The sequence below is a fragment of the Pelagibius litoralis genome, from assembly GCF_011683915.1.
Lineage (GTDB): Bacteria > Pseudomonadota > Alphaproteobacteria > Kiloniellales > Kiloniellaceae > Pelagibius > Pelagibius litoralis.
In genome coordinates this window covers 94,416-110,149 of record NZ_JAAQPH010000005.1, presented here as the reverse complement: position 1 = coordinate 110,149, position 15,734 = coordinate 94,416, and the positions used below count along the sequence as shown (strand labels likewise).

13 protein-coding genes, 1 tRNA gene and 1 pseudogene are annotated in these 15,734 nt (G+C 63.4%); 13 read left to right on the top strand and 2 right to left on the bottom strand.

Translation table 11 applies throughout. The features are described from left to right. The first annotated feature begins 48 nt into the window (after positions 1-48). The 4 genes from ilvN to HBA54_RS08110 all read left to right on the top strand — a co-directional run bounded on the left by ilvN (position 49) and on the right by HBA54_RS08110 (position 3,632). On the top strand, positions 49-564 hold the full coding sequence (gene ilvN / locus HBA54_RS08125; RefSeq protein ID WP_167223277.1) for an acetolactate synthase small subunit: 516 nt from the start codon (positions 49-51) through the stop codon (positions 562-564). A gap of 165 nt (positions 565-729) precedes the next feature. Continuing rightward, positions 730-1,530: a class II glutamine amidotransferase gene (locus HBA54_RS08120; RefSeq protein WP_167223275.1), complete on the top strand. Its 801-nt coding sequence runs from the start codon at positions 730-732 to the stop codon at positions 1,528-1,530. 174 nt (positions 1,531-1,704) lie between these two features. Then, positions 1,705-2,724: a ketol-acid reductoisomerase gene (gene ilvC / locus HBA54_RS08115; RefSeq protein WP_167223273.1), complete on the top strand. Its 1,020-nt coding sequence runs from the start codon at positions 1,705-1,707 to the stop codon at positions 2,722-2,724. A 314-nt stretch (positions 2,725-3,038) separates the two neighbouring features. After that, on the top strand, positions 3,039-3,632 hold the full coding sequence (locus HBA54_RS08110) for a GNAT family N-acetyltransferase (RefSeq protein WP_167223271.1): 594 nt from the start codon (positions 3,039-3,041) through the stop codon (positions 3,630-3,632). Positions 3,633-3,792: 160 nt separating this feature from the next. Here HBA54_RS08110 and HBA54_RS08105 read toward each other — a convergent pair whose 3' ends face one another. After that, entirely contained in the window at positions 3,793-4,605 is an 813-nt protein-coding gene (locus HBA54_RS08105) for an aspartate dehydrogenase (protein WP_240932570.1), read from the bottom strand. 256 nt (positions 4,606-4,861) lie between these two features. Here HBA54_RS08105 and HBA54_RS08100 point away from each other — a divergent pair, with 256 nt between their 5' ends. The 9 genes from HBA54_RS08100 (at position 4,862) to HBA54_RS08060 (ending at position 14,768) form a co-directional block, all read left to right on the top strand. Next, on the top strand, positions 4,862-5,842 hold the full coding sequence (locus HBA54_RS08100) for a Bug family tripartite tricarboxylate transporter substrate binding protein (protein ID WP_167223267.1): 981 nt from the start codon (positions 4,862-4,864) through the stop codon (positions 5,840-5,842). A 106-nt stretch (positions 5,843-5,948) separates the two neighbouring features. Next, complete coding sequence (locus tag HBA54_RS08095) at positions 5,949-6,455, top strand: tripartite tricarboxylate transporter TctB family protein (RefSeq protein ID WP_167223265.1); 507 nt, start codon at positions 5,949-5,951, stop codon at positions 6,453-6,455. 61 nt (positions 6,456-6,516) lie between these two features. Then, positions 6,517-8,172 carry a tripartite tricarboxylate transporter permease gene (locus HBA54_RS08090; protein ID WP_167223264.1) on the top strand — a complete coding sequence of 552 codons (1,656 nt, stop codon included), beginning with the start codon at positions 6,517-6,519 and terminating at the stop codon, positions 8,170-8,172. A 661-nt stretch (positions 8,173-8,833) separates the two neighbouring features. Continuing rightward, on the top strand, positions 8,834-9,874 hold the full coding sequence (locus HBA54_RS08085; RefSeq protein WP_167223262.1) for a rod shape-determining protein: 1,041 nt from the start codon (positions 8,834-8,836) through the stop codon (positions 9,872-9,874). A 118-nt stretch (positions 9,875-9,992) separates the two neighbouring features. After that, on the top strand, positions 9,993-10,901 hold the full coding sequence (gene mreC, locus HBA54_RS08080) for a rod shape-determining protein MreC (protein WP_322095992.1): 909 nt from the start codon (positions 9,993-9,995) through the stop codon (positions 10,899-10,901). Further along, complete coding sequence (mreD, locus tag HBA54_RS08075; RefSeq protein ID WP_167223258.1) at positions 10,898-11,407, top strand: rod shape-determining protein MreD; 510 nt, start codon at positions 10,898-10,900, stop codon at positions 11,405-11,407. The genes mreC and mreD overlap by 4 nt, the downstream gene beginning before the upstream one ends. A 9-nt stretch (positions 11,408-11,416) precedes the next feature. Next, positions 11,417-13,312, top strand: coding sequence for a penicillin-binding protein 2 (gene mrdA, locus HBA54_RS08070; RefSeq protein WP_167223256.1), 1,896 nt, complete (start codon positions 11,417-11,419; stop codon positions 13,310-13,312). A gap of 4 nt (positions 13,313-13,316) precedes the next feature. Continuing rightward, entirely contained in the window at positions 13,317-14,471 is a 1,155-nt protein-coding gene (gene rodA / locus HBA54_RS08065; protein WP_167223254.1) for a rod shape-determining protein RodA, read from the top strand. A gap of 221 nt (positions 14,472-14,692) precedes the next feature. Next, a tRNA-Lys gene (locus tag HBA54_RS08060) sits at positions 14,693-14,768 on the top strand. A gap of 227 nt (positions 14,769-14,995) precedes the next feature. On the opposite strand, the pseudogene HBA54_RS08055 reads toward HBA54_RS08060, so the two are convergent. Further along, positions 14,996-15,687 (bottom strand): annotated as a pseudogene (locus tag HBA54_RS08055) (IS6 family transposase); the annotation flags it as partial. Between the last annotated feature and the right edge of the window lie 47 nt (positions 15,688-15,734).

The window sequence follows — 15,734 nt, the reverse complement described above, 5'->3', positions numbered from 1 at the left end:
GAGACACGACTGTAGACGAAGAAAGCGGCCCTGCGGCCGGCGATATCCATGGTGAACAAGAGCACAGAGATCGAAACGCGCACCATCGCGGTGCTGGTGGACAACGAACCGGGTGTGCTGGCCCGGGTCATCGGCCTGTTCTCCGGGCGCGGCTACAACATTGAGAGCCTGACGGTGACCGAGGTCGATCCGCGTGAGAAATTGTCGCGCATTACCGTGGTCACCTCCGGCACGCCGCAGATCCTGGAGCAGATCAAGGCCCAGCTCGACCGCCTGGTGCCGATCCAGCGGGTCAGCGACCTGTCGATGGAGGGCCCCTCGGTAGAGCGCGAGCTGGCCCTGGTGAAGGTGGCCGGCGCCGGGGAGAAGCGCGTCGAATCCCTGCGTATCGCGGATATCTTCCGCGCCAGCGTGGTCGATTCCAGCCACGACCACTTCGTCTTCGAGATGACCGGCAAGAGTGAGAAGCTCGACGTCTTCATCGACCTCATGCGGCCCCTCGGCCTGGTCGACGTCAGCCGCACCGGCGTGGTGGCGATTTCCCGCGGACCCCAGGGACTCTAGGTTGCTTTGGGGTCTTTCGGCGCAGCCGGGGTAAAATTTCCTACGAAACTGCTGAAATAAGAACGATTTTCATCGTTCCGGGGCCGTCTTGGCGGGCCTTTGCAAGGCTTTCTCCATTCTTCCCGGTTATTCTGTCCGGGGACTGAGAACGAGAGAGAATGCCTGATGTGCCGCTGGCTGGCCTACACCGGGGAACCGGTGTTTCTCGATGAACTGATCTGCAAGCCGGATCATTCCCTGGTGGCCCAGAGCCTCTGCGCCAATGAAGCGAAGACCCCGACCAACGGCGACGGTTTCGGCATCGGCTGGTATGGCGAGCGGGCGGAACCGGGGCTCTACCGCGAAGTCCTGCCGGCCTGGAACGACCAGAACCTCGCCAGCCTGGCCCATCAGCTCCGCGCCGGGCTGTTCTTCGCCCATGTCCGCGCCTCTACCGGCACCTCGTCCTCCCGGCCCAACTGCCACCCCTTCGCCCGGGGCCGCTGGCTGTTCATGCACAACGGCCAGATCGGCGGTTATCTGAAGCTCCGCCGCCGGCTGGAGGCTTTGATCCCCGATCCACTCTACGATAACCGCGAAGGCACCACGGACAGCGAGATCCTGTTCCTGCTGCTCTTCGCCAACGGCCTGGAGGATGACCCGCTGGGCGCCCTGTCGCGGACCCTGGCCCAGGTCGGCGGCGTCATGGCGGCGGCGGGGGTGAAGCAGCCGCTGCGCTTTACCTCGGCCCTCACCGACGGGCGTTCGATCTATGCCCTGCGCTATGCCAGCGACGACCGGCCGCCCAGTCTCTATTGGCGGTCAGGCGATCCGGCAGGGCAGGGTGATGGCGTTTCCATCGTCTCCGAGCCCCTGGAAGGGCCCGATACCTGGCAGGCTTTGCCGGCCAACCGGGTCCTCATGGTCGGCCCGGACCGCGCGGTCAGCTTCGAGAGTCTGGATTTCCTGCGGGCCGCCGCGGAGTAATCCGGCGCCAGGCGGCGGAATTGCTGCCCGAAAACCGCTGAAAACCGGACAAACCCCGGCTATGCGCCCCTTGCAGGCGGCCATGCCGGGAATCCCGTTGCGCTTTGCCTGCTGGCGCATTAGAACCCCGGCGAGCCAATTCGAACAACAAAAGTACAAAGGGAGACGGCCGCAATGCGCGTCTATTACGATCGTGACGCCGACGTCAATCTGATCAAAGGCAAGAAAGTTGCCATCGTCGGTTACGGTAGCCAGGGCCATGCCCATGCCAACAATCTGAAGGACAGCGGCGTGAGCGACGTCCGGGTCGCCCTGCGCGCCGGTTCGGCGACCGCCAAGAAGGCCGAGAATGCCGGCCTTCAGGTGATGACTCCGGAGGAGGCCGCCAAGTGGGCCGATGTGGTCATGATGCTGACCCCGGATGAGCTGCAGGCCGACATCTATCGCGATTCCCTGGTCGACAACATGAAGGAAGGCGCGGCCCTGGCTTTTGCCCATGGCCTGAATGTCCATTTCAACCTGATCGAGCCGCGCAAGGACCTCGACATCTTCATGATCGCGCCGAAGGGACCCGGTCACACCGTGCGTTCCGAGTACGTGCGCGGCGGCGGCGTGCCCTGCCTGATCGCGGTGGATCAGAACGCCTCTGGCAACGCGCAGGAGATTGCGCTCAGCTACGCCTCGGCCATCGGCGGCGGGCGCTCCGGCGTCATCGAGACGACCTTCAAGGAAGAGTGCGAGACCGATCTCTTCGGCGAGCAGGTGGTGCTCTGCGGCGGCCTCACGGCCCTCATCACCGCCGGCTACGAGACGCTCTGCGAGGCCGGCTACGCGCCGGAGATGGCCTACTTCGAGTGCCTGCACGAAGTGAAGCTGATCGTCGATCTGATGTACGAGGGCGGCATGGCCAACATGCGCTACTCGATCTCCAACACCGCCGAGTTCGGCGACTACGTCACCGGCCCGCGCATCGTCACCGACGAGACCAAGGCGGAGATGAAGCGGGTGCTGGACGACATCCAGTCCGGCCGTTTCGCCCGCGACTGGGTCAGCGAGTGCAAGGCCGGCCAGCCCTCCTTCAAGGCCCTGCGCCGCCGCAATGCCGAGCACAACATCGAGGAAGTCGGCACCAAGCTGCGCGCCATGATGCCCTGGATCGCCGCCAACCAGCTGGTCGACAAAGAAAAGAACTAAGCGCCTTTCCTTCGGGCTTCAACGCTCGGCTTCGGGCCTCGTGCTGACCGGCACGGGGCCCGAAGTGTTTTTTGGGGTCCCCCTCACCCTCCCGCTACGCGGGCCCCTCCCTCTCCCACGGAGGGGAGAGGGCATTACAGCGGCGCCCTTTTTTGTTTCCCCCTCTCCCCTCGTGGGAGAGGGTCGGGGTGAGGGGGCTTCCCGCGATAGCGGGAGGGTGAGGGGGCCTTCCGCACAGGGGAAATGTGAGTGGGCTGGCCCCGCGCAACATCTTCGGCTAGGTTGCGCGCCGCCGCACTGACCGGATGAGGCCCATGCAAACCGACACCCTGCCAACGCTGAAGACCGAACGCCTGATTCTGCGGCCCTGGCGCGACGCGGACATCGAGCCTTTCGCGGCGCTGAACGCCGATCTGGTGGTGATGGAACACTTCCCCGCGATCCAGACTCGCGCGGAAACTGAGACCGCGATGGCGCGCATCCGTCAGGAGATGGCAAAGCACGGCTTCGGCTGGTGGGCGGTGGAGGTGCCGGGCGTTGCCCCCTTCATCGGTTTCATCGGCCTCTGGGCGCCCAACTTCGACGCACCCTTCACCTCGGTCCAAGACCCCATCGTTGAGATCGGCTGGCGCCTCGCCAAGGAACACTGGGGCAAGGGCTACGCCACCGAGGGCGCCCGCGAATGCCTGCGCTTCGGCTTCCAGGACCTGGGCCTGAGGGAAATCGTCTCCTTCACGACGACGACGAACACGCCGTCGCAAAAGGTCATGCAGCGTCTCGGCATGACCCACGACCCGGCGGACGATTTCGATCACCCCAAGGTGGCGAGGGGCCACCGGCTGGAGCGCCATGTGCTGTATCGGATGCGGCGGGACAATTGGGCGGTGAGAGCAGACCTTGCAGGCTGAGGCCCTTGCAGCCACTGTCACCCTCGCACTTGTTCCGAGGTCCATGGTGCCGCGCGCTGGAGCTTCTGTCGGAAGGGTTCGGGTCTGCCGCTGCCATGCATACTCGGGCCAAGCCCAAGTATGACGGCGGAGGGGCTGGTGAGGGGCGGCGCAGCGCCGCTTAGGTTCCCACCCGCAGCGGACCCGCCATCCGCCGCAGCGTCGCCAACACCGACAAGGCGGTGATCTTGCCGGTCTTCGGGTTTTCTTCCGTCGGCACGTTTTCGATGGTCATGGTGAGGCGCGCGGCATCGGCCTCCACCTGCACGGTGTGGGTGTTGCGGGTGACGGTCGGGTCGGCCCAGATCTGCAGTGTGGTCTTGTCGGGGCCGATGCCGGCGAGGCTGAGGGCCGCGCCGACGTTCACGTTGGCGGGAAAGCCCCTGGCGCCGTCGCGGGCGGTACCTTCGAAGACCAGTTTGGGCTCTGTCAGGTTCTCGACGGAGATGTCGTTGTCGACGAGGTGCGGCGCCCCGGCGAGGCCGCCCGGTGGTTTGCGGGTCACCAGGGTGACGCTTTCCACCGGTCCCTCGGCGCAGGCCCGGACGGCATCGAGGCCCAGCAGGGCGCCGGTCGGCACGATGATGGTGCCGCCCTTCGCCCGCGCCAGGTCGATCAGCTCCGGGCGCGGCAGCAGGGCGCCGACGGAAAGCGGGATCAGGGTCCCGCCCCGGCCCAGCACGCTGACCGCCAGTTCGGCGAAATGGGCGGCGGGCAGGCACTCGATCACCACATCGGCCTGCGCTGCCAGATCGGTAAAGGGCAGCACCGGCACCGGGTTTTTGAAGGCAGACATACGGTTTTGGGCCCTGGCCGCATCGCGGGCCGAGACCGCGGCCAGTTCCAGGCCCCCGATCCCGTTGTCCAGAGCCTCTGCGACGGCAAAGCCGATTGCACCGAAGCCGGCGATTGCCACTCTGATTTGTGCTGACAAGATTGTTACTCCTGATGGGCGAAGTCGGGCCTTTTTGACGGCCTTGGGCTGTTGTCTCAGGGGCCGGGCAGGGTACAGTAACAACGAGGCGACCGCACGCCATCCCCGCTCTCGCCAGAGGGCGGCCGGGGGCAGGGCAGTTGATTGCTTTCCGGTCCGCCGGGTCGGCCCCGGGAAGGGGTTGATCGAGACGGGCCCAAGGGAATACCGAACAAGAACATCGAACCCGATTAGTTGGGAAGGGAGAACGAAGAACATGTTGAGAGGCAAACTTCTATTGGGGGCAGCGGCCCTGGCGGCGGCTCTGGCGACCGGCGGCGTATCGACGGGCCCGGCCGAGGCGGCGGACATTTCCTGCCGGACCGCCAAGCTGATCGTGCCCTGGGGCGCCGGCGGCGGCACCGACGTGATTTTCCGCGTCTTCGTCGAAGCGGTGAACAAGCAGGGCGCCGAGCCGCAGCTGCAGGTGGTCAACATCGGCGGCCAGGGTGGCAACAAGGGCGCCAAAGAGGCTGTGAAGGCGAAGGCTGACGGCTGCACGCTCTTTGCCATCCACCAGAGCGCCATCACGTCCTACCTGAATGGCCGTGTGGACTTCACGTGGGACGCCTTTGAGCCGGTGGCCATGCTGACCCGCACCCCGGCTATCTTCGGCGCCAACCCGGATGTGCCCTACAGCAACATCAAGGAACTGGTTGAAGAGGCCAAGAAGAAGCCGGGCGAGATCGTCGCCGGCGGCACCCTGGGCTCGACCAGCCACTTCGTCTTCCTGCTGTTGGAAGATGCGGCCGGCATCAAGTTCAAGCACGTTTCCTATGACGGCACCCGCCAGCGCATGACCGCGCTGCTGGCCAAGAACATCGAGCTGGGTGAAATCAATCTGGCCTCGGCCAAGAAGTACATCACCACCGGTGAGCTGAAGGCGCTGGGCATCACCACGCCGGACCGCAACAGCGAGATCGGCGACGTCATGACCCTGAAGGAACAGGGTTACGACATGGTCTACGGCACTGACCGCGGCATCATGCTGCCCAAGGACACCCCGCAGGAGATCATCGATCACTACGGCGCGCTGTTCCAGAAGGCGGCGACCGACCCCGAGGTGGTGGCACAGATGAACGCCAAGGGCACCGAGGTGGTCTACTACGGCCCGGCGGAGTACACGGCTTACTTCGAGGAGACCTTCACCAACTGGAAGCGGATCGCCAAGGAAGTCGGGCTCTACAAGGGCGAATAACGCCCGGGAGACCAAGACCGGCATTGAATCGGCCCCGGCGGTTTCCGCCGCCGGGGCCGCAATGTCATAACAACGATCGTCAGGGATGCTTTGAGGGAGACTGCCGGTGACGCGCGTGAACCGGGATGTGGTGGTAGCGCTTTTGCTGCTGCTTTTTTGCGGGGTCTTTTTCTGGGAGTCCTTCAATATAAGGCTGACCGACTACGGCCAGATGAACTCTGCCGTCTGGCCGCGTGCCTTGCTGGCGGCCTTGGCGCTGGCAAGCGTGATCTATCTTGCCCAGGCGCTGCGCGGTGACTTTGCGGCTGAAACGAAGTCAGAGGACGGGGCGCCGGAGGAGCGGGGCCTGCTTGCCTGGCTCGCCAGCTACCGCAACGCCTTTTTCTGCTACGGCCTGTTCCTGCTTTTCCTGCTGACGCTGCCGGTCTTCGGCATGCTGATCGGCGGCATTCTTTTCGTTTTCCTCGCCCTGACCGTTCTCGGCTCCCTGGAGCTCAGGCTGGTGCCGATCCACGCCGCCGTCGCGGTCGGCACGGTCGGCGCCATGTGGGCCGTTTTCACCTTCGGACTGCGGGTCTTCCTGCCCGAGGGCATGCTGATCTCGTTTAATTGACCTGGGCAATTGAAGCGGGACCCGATGAGGCGAGATAGCATGACAATGATTGGTTGTTCCTATGGGATTTGAGTCGCTTATCGGCGCCTTCGGCGAGGTTTTCGCGCCGGGCAATCTGGTCCTGATGTTCGTCGGGGTCACCGCCGGTCTGATCGCCGGGTCGATCCCCGGCTTCACCATCACCATGGCGGTGGTGCTGACGCTGCCCTTTACCTTCGGATTGTCGCCGGTTGAAGGTCTGTCGACCATGATCGGCGTCTTCGTCGGCGGCCTTTCCGGCGGCCTGATGTCGGGCATGCTGACCGGTATTCCCGGCACGCCGTCATCGGTGGCCACGGTCTTCGACGGTTTTCCCCTGGTGCGCAGGGGCAAACCCGGGCTGGCGCTGGGCCTGGGGGTCTGGTCATCCTTCTTCGGCGGGATCATCTCGGCTGTCATCCTGGTTCTGCTGGCGCCGCAGCTGGCGCGCATCGGGCTGGAGTTCGGGCCCTGGGACTTCTTCTCGCTGGTGCTCTTCGCCCTCACCATTACGGCCAGTCTGTCGGGCGAAAACCTGACCAAAGGCATCATCGCCGGCCTGCTGGGGCTGATGATCGCGACCATCGGCTCGGACGAGGTGAACGGCGTCGCCCGCTTCAACTTCGGCACCGAGATCCTGCAGAATGAATTGAAGTTTCTACCGGTGCTGGTCGGTCTGTTCGCTTTCTCCCAGTTGCTGAGCGACGTGCGTGATCGCCGCAAGGCCCGCCAGCCCCTGATGGAAAGTTCCGCCAAGGCGGTCAGGGTCGAACACATCGCAGCGATCAAAATGATCCTGCGCCACTGGGTAAACCTTGTCCGCTCCGCCTGCATCGGCGTCTTTACCGGTATCCTGCCGGCGGCGGGCGGCTCGATTTCCAATATCCTGGCTTACGACCAGGCCAAGAAAGCTTCCAAGGCACCGGAAGAGTTCGGTAAGGGATCGCCCGAGGGCATTATCGCGCCTGAGGCGTCCAACAATGCCACCGCGGGCGGCGCGCTGATCACCATGATGGCGTTGGGTATTCCCGGCGACATCGTCACTGCAGTGATGCTGGGCGCGCTGCTGATCCACAATGTGCAGCCCAGCCCGACCTTCATCACCGACAATCCGCAGCTTGCCTACGGCATCTTCGTCGCCTTCTTCCTGGCCCACTTCATCATGATCGTCATGCAGGCTTTCTGTCTGCGCGCTTTCCTGATGATCGTGCGGATGCCGATGTACTTCCTGGCGGCGGTCATTCTGCTGTACTGCGCCATCGGCGTCTTTGCGCTGGACAACGCGGTCTTCAGCATCTGGGTGCTCTTCGTCTTCGGCATCATCGGTTACATCATGAAAACCCTCGGTTTTCCCCTGGCGCCGATCATCCTGGGTGTCGTTCTGGGCCACATCGCTGAGCTGAACCTGTCGCGTGCGATCGGCACCAGCGACGACCTGACGCTCTTTATCACCAGGCCCTGGTCGCTGTTCTTCCTGATCGTCGCCGCTTTTTCGGCCGCTTTTCCGTGGTATCAGCGGAACTTCGGCAAGAAGCAGTGGACCCTGGTCTATGTACCTCTGGCCAGCCTGGCGCTTTCGGTACCACTGATCATGATGGGCGGCATCGTGCGGCCCGGGATCGGCTTGTTGCTGATTGTTTATGCGCTCTACAAGCTCTATCGGCACCACCAGGCCGGCTGGGCTGTGCACCAAGGCTGATCCGCCCGCCCGGCGCCGAGCATCGAGTCGGAACCCGAAAGGCCCGTCTTTGAGATCTTCTTGCGTGGAAAAAGCGTAGGAAGGGCCTGGACTTCAGCAATTCTTAACGCTTTCAAAATAGATATTGTTAACCTCAAGAGTGGCGTTTAGAAAAGTAGGCGTTAACCACGCTTCTGAACGGATTGGCTGACCTTCGGGTCCGGACGCGTTGAGACGGGAAACAACGCGGATCAGCAAGAGCCATGAGCATCGAAAAAGGGACCCAGTCCTTGGACGATGGACCGATAGAAGCAGTGATCCTCTTTCCCGTGGCCTTTGGACCGGCCGTACGCCTTTGCTTTTCGTTCGCCGCTCCACGCTGCCGCGGCTGACGGGGTGAGCGGGTTTTGAGGGAGAGAAGGTTCACGGGACGTGGCATAGTTCGATGCCACGGGGGCCGCAAGGCCCGAGACGAGGGTTTGACAGGCAGTGTCGCAGGCAGTGTCATTGAAGGCTTCAGAGAGAAACGCAATCGGCAGGTCTGCCGCCACTGCTGTTTCGCCGGCTTGCACCGGCCTTTCTGTCGGCCTCTGCGCCGCGCCGGATTTCTCCGCGATCTCGTGTTTCGAACAGCCGCAGGCTCTGCGGCTCCATAAGGATTGAAGAAAAGGCGATTGGATCGATGTTTTCAGGTTTGCTCGGGATGCTCTCCGCCGATATGGCGATCGACCTCGGTACAGCGAACACGCTGGTCTATGTAAAGGGGCGGGGGATCGTTCTTAACGAGCCCTCGGTGGTCGCGATTGCAGAGGTCAAAGGTAAAAAGCAGGTTTTGGCGGTCGGTGACGAAGCCAAGATGATGCTGGGCCGCACCCCCGGGAACATCCAGGCCATCCGCCCCTTGCGTGACGGCGTGATCGCCGATTTCGAAGTGGCGGAGGAAATGATCAAGCATTTCATCCGCAAGGTGCACAATCGCCGCTCCTTTGCTTCACCCCAGGTTATCGTCTGCGTGCCTTCCGGCTCGACCGCCGTTGAGCGCCGCGCGATCCAGGAATCGGCGGAAAGCGCCGGCGCACGCCGGGTTTTCCTCATCGAAGAGCCCATGGCGGCGGCCATCGGCGCCGGCCTGCCGGTGACCGAGCCGACCGGCTCCATGGTGGTCGATATCGGCGGCGGCACCACCGAGGTGGCGGTCCTCTCGCTTGGCGGCATCGTTTACTCGCGTTCGGTTCGCGTCGGCGGCGACAAGCTGGACGAAGCCATCATCGCCTACATCCGCCGCAATCATAACCTGCTGGTCGGTGAGGGTTCTGCCGAGCGGATCAAGAAGGAAATCGGCTCTGCCTGCCCGCCGGAAGACGGCGAGGGCGGCACCATGGAGATCAAGGGGCGTGACCTGATGAACGGCGTGCCGAAAGAGCTGATCATTTCCGAGCGCCAGATCTCTGAATCCCTGGCCGAACCGGTCGGCGCCATCGTCGAAGCCGTGAAGGTCGCCTTGGAGCATACCGCGCCGGAACTGGCCGCCGACATCGTCGACAAGGGCATCGTGCTGACCGGCGGCGGCGCCCTTCTGGGCAACATGGACTATGTGCTGCGGGCCTCGACCGGCCTGCCGGTTTCCATTGCCGACGACCCGCTTTCTTGCGTGGCACTTGGAACGGGACGTTGTCTTGAGGAAATGAAAGTTCTGAAGAACGTCCTTATTTCCATGTATTGATCACCGGTTGATTGGTGATCAATGGTTTCTTCATTTGTATTTGTTTTGATGTTTCGGTAACTTAGCCCGAATCGGTCGCTCGTAGGCCCCTGGGGGGATGGCCGCGACTGGAGGATCTGTGAACAAACCGACCGGCTCAGAGATTCGCGTTGCCTCGCCGCTCAAGGCCTGGGCGAGTCGCTTTGCTCTGTTGCTGCTCGTCGGAGCAGCCTTCGGGCTGATGCTGATCGGCCGCACCAACAGCTTCCTCGTCGAAGAAACCCGCACCGCCGTTACCGACATGGTGACCCCGATCCTGGATGCGGTTTCCCAGCCGGTCGATACCTTCAGCGGTGTCATCGATCAGGCGGAAACCCTGGCCAACCTGCAAAGCCAGAATGTGTCTCTGAAAGAGCAGAACGCCCGCCTGCTGCATTGGCAGGCCGTGGCGCGCCGCCTGGAGGCGGAGAATGCCGCCCTGCGCGATCTGAACCAGATGGTCCCCGATCCCGGGATGCGCCACATCACCGCGCGGGTGGTCGGCGATCCCGGCGGCGCCTTCGTCCGCTCTGTGTTGATCAATGCGGGTGAGCGCAACGGCGTGGAAAAAGGACAGGCGGCGACAACCGGTGCCGGCTTGGCCGGCCGCGTTGCCGAGGTTGGCGTGCGTTCGGCGCGGGTGCTGCTGGTGACCGATATCAACAGCCGGATTCCGGTGGCGGTCGGTGATGGCCGCGAACGTGCGGTTTTGGCCGGTGATAACACCAACGCCCCGCAACTGCTCTACCTCGGCCCCACCGCCCAGCTGCAGGTCGGCGATCAGGTGAGCACCTCCGGTCATGGCGGCGTGTTTCCGCCGGGCCTGCCGATCGGCGTGGTTTCGGCCGTCGGGGAGACTGCCATTCGGGTCGAACCCTTTGTCGACTGGTCCCATATGGAGGTCCTGCGCATCGTCGACTACGAGATGAGCGGTATTCTCGACTTCCAATCGGTCGAAGCCGAGCGCGCCGAGCGCGCTGCTGCGGCGCAGGAGGAGGCGAGCCGGTGAGCCAGGGCGTCTTTCATCGCCTGGACGGCGTTGCCCGCAACATCTCGCCGTTCTTCGTCACTCTGCTGCTGGTCCTGATGGCATTACTGCCCATCAGGGTCACCGATTTCGGCCCCATCGTGCCGGCGGTCGCCCTGATCGGGGTGTTCTTCTGGTCGGTCCATCGGCCGGACCTGATGCCGATCTGGGCGGTCTTCATCATCGGATTTGTACAGGACCTTCTGACCGGCGGGGCCTGGGGTCCGGGGATCGTGGGTCTGCTGGTGGCTCATGCGCTGGTGGCCTGGCAGCACCGCTTCTTCCTGGCGGCCTCTTTCGTCCTGATCTGGTGCGTCTTCATGCTGGTGGCCGCCGTCGCCATGGCGGTGACCTGGATGTTCACCTGCATGGCCATGATGACTTACATCGATCCGGAGCCGGTTTTCTTCCAGTTCCTGATGACCGTCGCGATCTATCCCTGCCTGGCCTGGGTTTTCCTGCGCGGCCAGCGGCTGTTCCAGCGCTAGGCCGGGCCGATGCTGCAGAAAAACGAAGACAACGAACGCCACCGCGCCTTTTCACGCCGCGGCCTGCTGCTGGGCGGCGCGCAGTCCCTGCTGCTGGCCGGTCTGGCCGGTCGCATGTATTACCTGCAGGTGGTCGAGGCCGACCGTTACAAGACCCTGGCCGAAGACAACCGCATCAACCTGCGCCTGCTGCCGCCGCCGCGCGGGCGCATCCTCGATCGTTTCGGCTATCCCCTGGCCAGCAACCGGCAGAATTTCCGGGTGGTGCTGGTGCGCGAGCAGGCCGGCGACGTGGAGCGGGTGCTGGATGCACTTTCCCGCCTGATGGTTCTCGGCGAACACGACTACAAGCGGGTGCTGCGCGAAGCGTCGCGCAAACGCGGCTTCGTGCCGGTGACGGTGCGCGAGAACCTGACCTGGGACGAAGTCAGCCGGGTCGAGGTGAACGGCCCCGACCTGCCGGGCGTGTCCATCGAAATGGGCCAGATCCGCGACTATCCCTATGCCGCCGGCATGTCTCATGTTCTGGGTTACGTCGCGCCGGTGGCGGAGCGCGATCTGACCGGCGACCCGCTGTTGGAACTGCCGGGCTTTCGTATCGGCAAGAACGGCATCGAACAGAAGTACGATCTGCCGCTGCGCGGTGCGGCCGGCAACAGCCAGATCGAGGTGAATGCCTACGGTCGCGTCATTCGCGAATTGAACCGGGAAGAGGGCAAGCCGGGCGACGAACTGGTGCTGACCCTGGACGGTGGCCTGCAGACCTTTACCCACCAGCGGCTGCTGGGCGAAAAGAGCGCCTCTGCCGTGGTGATGGATATCGAAAACGGCGATGTGCTGGCGCTGGCTTCGACCCCCAGCTACGATCCCAACGCCTTCAATATCGGGCTGACCGTCAAGCAATGGAACAACCTGATCAACGATCCGCTGAAGCCCCTGAACAACAAGGCGACCACCGGGCTCTATGCGCCGGGCTCCACTTTCAAGATGGTGGTGGCCCTGGCCGCGCTGAAGGCCGGTATCAGTCCTGACCACCGCGCCTTCTGTCCCGGGCACATGACCCTGGGGCGGGCGCGGTTCCACTGCTGGAAGCGTCCGGGTCACGGCTGGGTCGATATGATCCGCGGCATCCAGCACTCCTGCGACGTTTTCTTCTATGAGATCTCCCGCAAAGTCGGCATCGACAACATCGCCGCCATGGCTCGCCAGTTCGGCCTTGGCGAGCCGGTGGGTATCGATCTGAACGGCGAAAAGGGCGGCGTGATCCCGACCCGCGATTGGAAGCTGGCCAATATTGGTGAACCCTGGCAGGGCGGCGAGACGTTGATCGCTTCAATCGGCCAGGGTTTTGTGCTGACAACGCCACTGCAACTCGCGGTCATGACCGCGCGCCTTGCCAGCGGCAAGGCGGTGACGCCACGGCTGACCCGGGGCGTGCGCGCCGAGGGTGAGGGGCCGGAGGGTGGTGAGCCGCCGGTGCCTGATTTCGCGACGCTGGACGTGCCGGAAGCACACCTGAATATCGTCCGTGAGGCGATGGATGCGGTCAGCAATCACCCGCGCGGCACGGCCTATCGCGCCCGTATCCAGGAAGAGGGCTGGGAACTGGCCGGCAAGACCGGTACGTCCCAGGTTCGCCGTATCACCATGGCGGAGCGCGCCGCAGGCGTGACCAAGAACGAGCACCTGCCCTGGCGGCGGCGTGACCATGCGCTCTTTGTGTCCTTCGCGCCGGTGCACAAGCCGCGCTACTGCTGTGCGGTGGTCGTCGAACATGGCGGTGGCGGCTCCAAGGTGGCGGCGCCGATCGCCCGCGACCTCCTGATCGAAACCCAGCGCCGGGACCCGGCGGGGCGGCCTTCCATGCCGATCCTGGCGGTCGGCCTGCCGACACAGCAGGGCTGAGACCATGCCGGCCGATATCTTCCTGTCCAACCGCAATCCGGAAATAACCCTGCGCCAGAAGATCTGGCAGCTGAACTGGGGCCTGGTGATTCTGCTCTGTCTGATTGCCGGCGTCGGTTTTGCCATGCTCTATTCGGCGGCCAACGGCTCCATGTCGCCCTGGGCTTCGCGCCAGCTGATGCGCTTCGGCATCGGCCTCTTCATCATGTTCGTGGTGGCCTTGATCGATGTCAGGTTCTGGTTCCGCCATGCCTATCTCATCTACCTCGGCAGCCTTGCTCTGCTGGTCGCGGTGGAGGTCATGGGCACCATCGGTATGGGCGCGCAGCGCTGGATCGACCTGGGTTTCATCCGCCTGCAGCCCTCTGAGGTCATGAAGGTTTCACTGATCCTGGCGCTGGCCCGATACTTCCATGGCGTTTCCATGGAGGACATCGGCCGACCGACCTATCTGATGCTGCCGCTGGCCCTGGTCATGGCGCCGGCGGCGCTGGTGCTGAAACAGCCGGATCTCGGCACCTCCGGCATGCTTCTGCTGGCGGCCTCTGCCGTGTTCCTCTGCGCCGGCGTGCGCTGGTGGAAGTTCGCCCTGGTCTTCGTTGCGGGTCTCGCCGCCGTTCCGATCGGCTGGCAGTTCCTGCATGACTACCAGAAGGCGCGGGTGATGACCTTCCTGAACCCGGAGAATGACCCTCTGGGCGCCGGCTATCACGCCATGCAGGCGATGATCGCCTTCGGTTCGGGCGGCGTTACCGGCAAGGGCTTCATGCAGGGCACGCAAAGCCACCTGAACTTCCTGCCGGAGAAACAGACCGACTTCATCTTCACCATGCTGGCTGAGGAATTCGGCCTGATGGGCAGCCTGGGCCTCCTGGCGCTCTATTTCCTGCTGCTGGTCTATGGCTTTGCCATTGCCTTTCGGGCGCGCAACCAGTTCGCCCGCCTGCTGGCCATCGGCCTCACCACCAATCTGTTCCTCTATGTCTTCATCAACATGGCCATGGTGATGGGGGTCTTCCCCGTGGTTGGTGTGCCGCTGCCTCTGGTCTCCTATGGCGGCACTGCGCTGTTGACCTTAATGACCGCCATGGGCCTGGTTATCTCCTGCTACATCCACCGCGATATCCGCATCTCCCGGCGCGGTACCGCAGAGGTCTGAGGGTTGCCCCGGGGCCCGTTATCCAGCCGAAAATCCAAGATCTTTGTCGGAATTCGAGAGGATTTCCGACGAAAATGTCCTTTTGCCGGATTTCCGGCCTCAGCCCCCTCGACAAAGCCCGGCGGACTTGCTATCACCCCGCATCCCGGCGGCCGGCGCGATTTCCGGCCCTTGCCAGACGTGCCTGCGGAAACGTGGGCCAGAGCCGGGACGTCTTTTGGGGGCGCATAGCTCAGTTGGCAGAGCAGCTGACTCTTAATCAGCGGGTCCAAGGTTCGAGTCCTTGTGCGCCCACCATTTTCTCCAGGATTGTCAACGACTTGAAATGGTGCGGGTTTCCATTTGGAATCCCGCCTGCGCGGCATTTGGGAAAAACCGCCGTGAGCCGATGACGCAAGGCGGGCGCATCCGCCAGATTGGTCCGCCGGCGTGCACTGAACGCTCAACAGCAATTGGGGCCGGTGGGCGCCAGTGCACATCTTCGTGCGGTGAGTACACGGGTCCAAGGGAACACGCTCGTATGACGCCGTTTGGACTGCCTTCCGCCACTCGGTGAATGCCGCGTCTCGGAAGGTTCGAAACGTGCTTCTGGAGATGAGGTGGCGTTGGAGGTTGAAGCAGTTGTAGACGACGGCTTGGGCAGAGAGAAATCGCTGTGTCGATCCTGGTCGCTTGAATCCGATCCACGATCGCTCTCGCCGCCGTAGCGGCTGATGGGAATTCGCGGCCCGATTGCACAGTCGGCCGCCCGTCTTGTGACGCAATTTAGCCCCGGATCACTCAGAGCCGCGCCGTAGGAGCGAAGCTTGTCAGTCACTACTGATGTTGGCGAAATGCCCGGCTTTTTCAGCAGCTTCCGAATCAGCTTCTTGGCTGCGCGCTTGTCGCGCCGCGGCTGAACCAGGACGTCGCGGACTTCGCCTGCGGCATCGACAGCGCGCCACAAATGCATCCGTCGCCCGCCGATCGAAACGAACATTTCGTCCAGATGCCAGCGGTCGCTGGGTGTAGTCCGCCGCCGGCGCAAGATACTAGGATAGGCCGTGCCGAATTTCACGGCCCAACGGCGGACTGTCTGGTAGCTGATGTCCAAGCCACGCTCGGCAAGCAGGTCCTCGGCGTCCCTAAGGCTCAAGTTGAACCGCAGATACAGCCAGACCGCGTGCTGTATGATACTCGGAGGAAACTGACAGCGGGAATACGAGGTTTTCAACACGCGACAACGCTAACGCGCCGCCATCAATTTGACTGGCTCGTTCGTGT

Bases quoted from the DNA above. Each gene is read 5' to 3' on its own strand.
- ilvN (WP_167223277.1), top strand. From the start codon at position 49: ATGGTGAACAAGAGCACAGAGATCGAAACGCGCACCATCGCGGTGCTG.
- HBA54_RS08120 (WP_167223275.1), top strand. From the start codon at position 730: ATGTGCCGCTGGCTGGCCTACACCGGGGAACCGGTGTTTCTCGATGAA.
- ilvC (WP_167223273.1), top strand. From the start codon at position 1,705: ATGCGCGTCTATTACGATCGTGACGCCGACGTCAATCTGATCAAAGGC.
- HBA54_RS08110 (WP_167223271.1), top strand. From the start codon at position 3,039: ATGCAAACCGACACCCTGCCAACGCTGAAGACCGAACGCCTGATTCTG.
- HBA54_RS08100 (WP_167223267.1), top strand. From the start codon at position 4,862: ATGTTGAGAGGCAAACTTCTATTGGGGGCAGCGGCCCTGGCGGCGGCT.
- HBA54_RS08090 (WP_167223264.1), top strand. From the start codon at position 6,517: ATGGGATTTGAGTCGCTTATCGGCGCCTTCGGCGAGGTTTTCGCGCCG.
- HBA54_RS08085 (WP_167223262.1), top strand. From the start codon at position 8,834: ATGTTTTCAGGTTTGCTCGGGATGCTCTCCGCCGATATGGCGATCGAC.
- mrdA (WP_167223256.1), top strand. From the start codon at position 11,417: ATGCTGCAGAAAAACGAAGACAACGAACGCCACCGCGCCTTTTCACGC.
- rodA (WP_167223254.1), top strand. From the start codon at position 13,317: ATGCCGGCCGATATCTTCCTGTCCAACCGCAATCCGGAAATAACCCTG.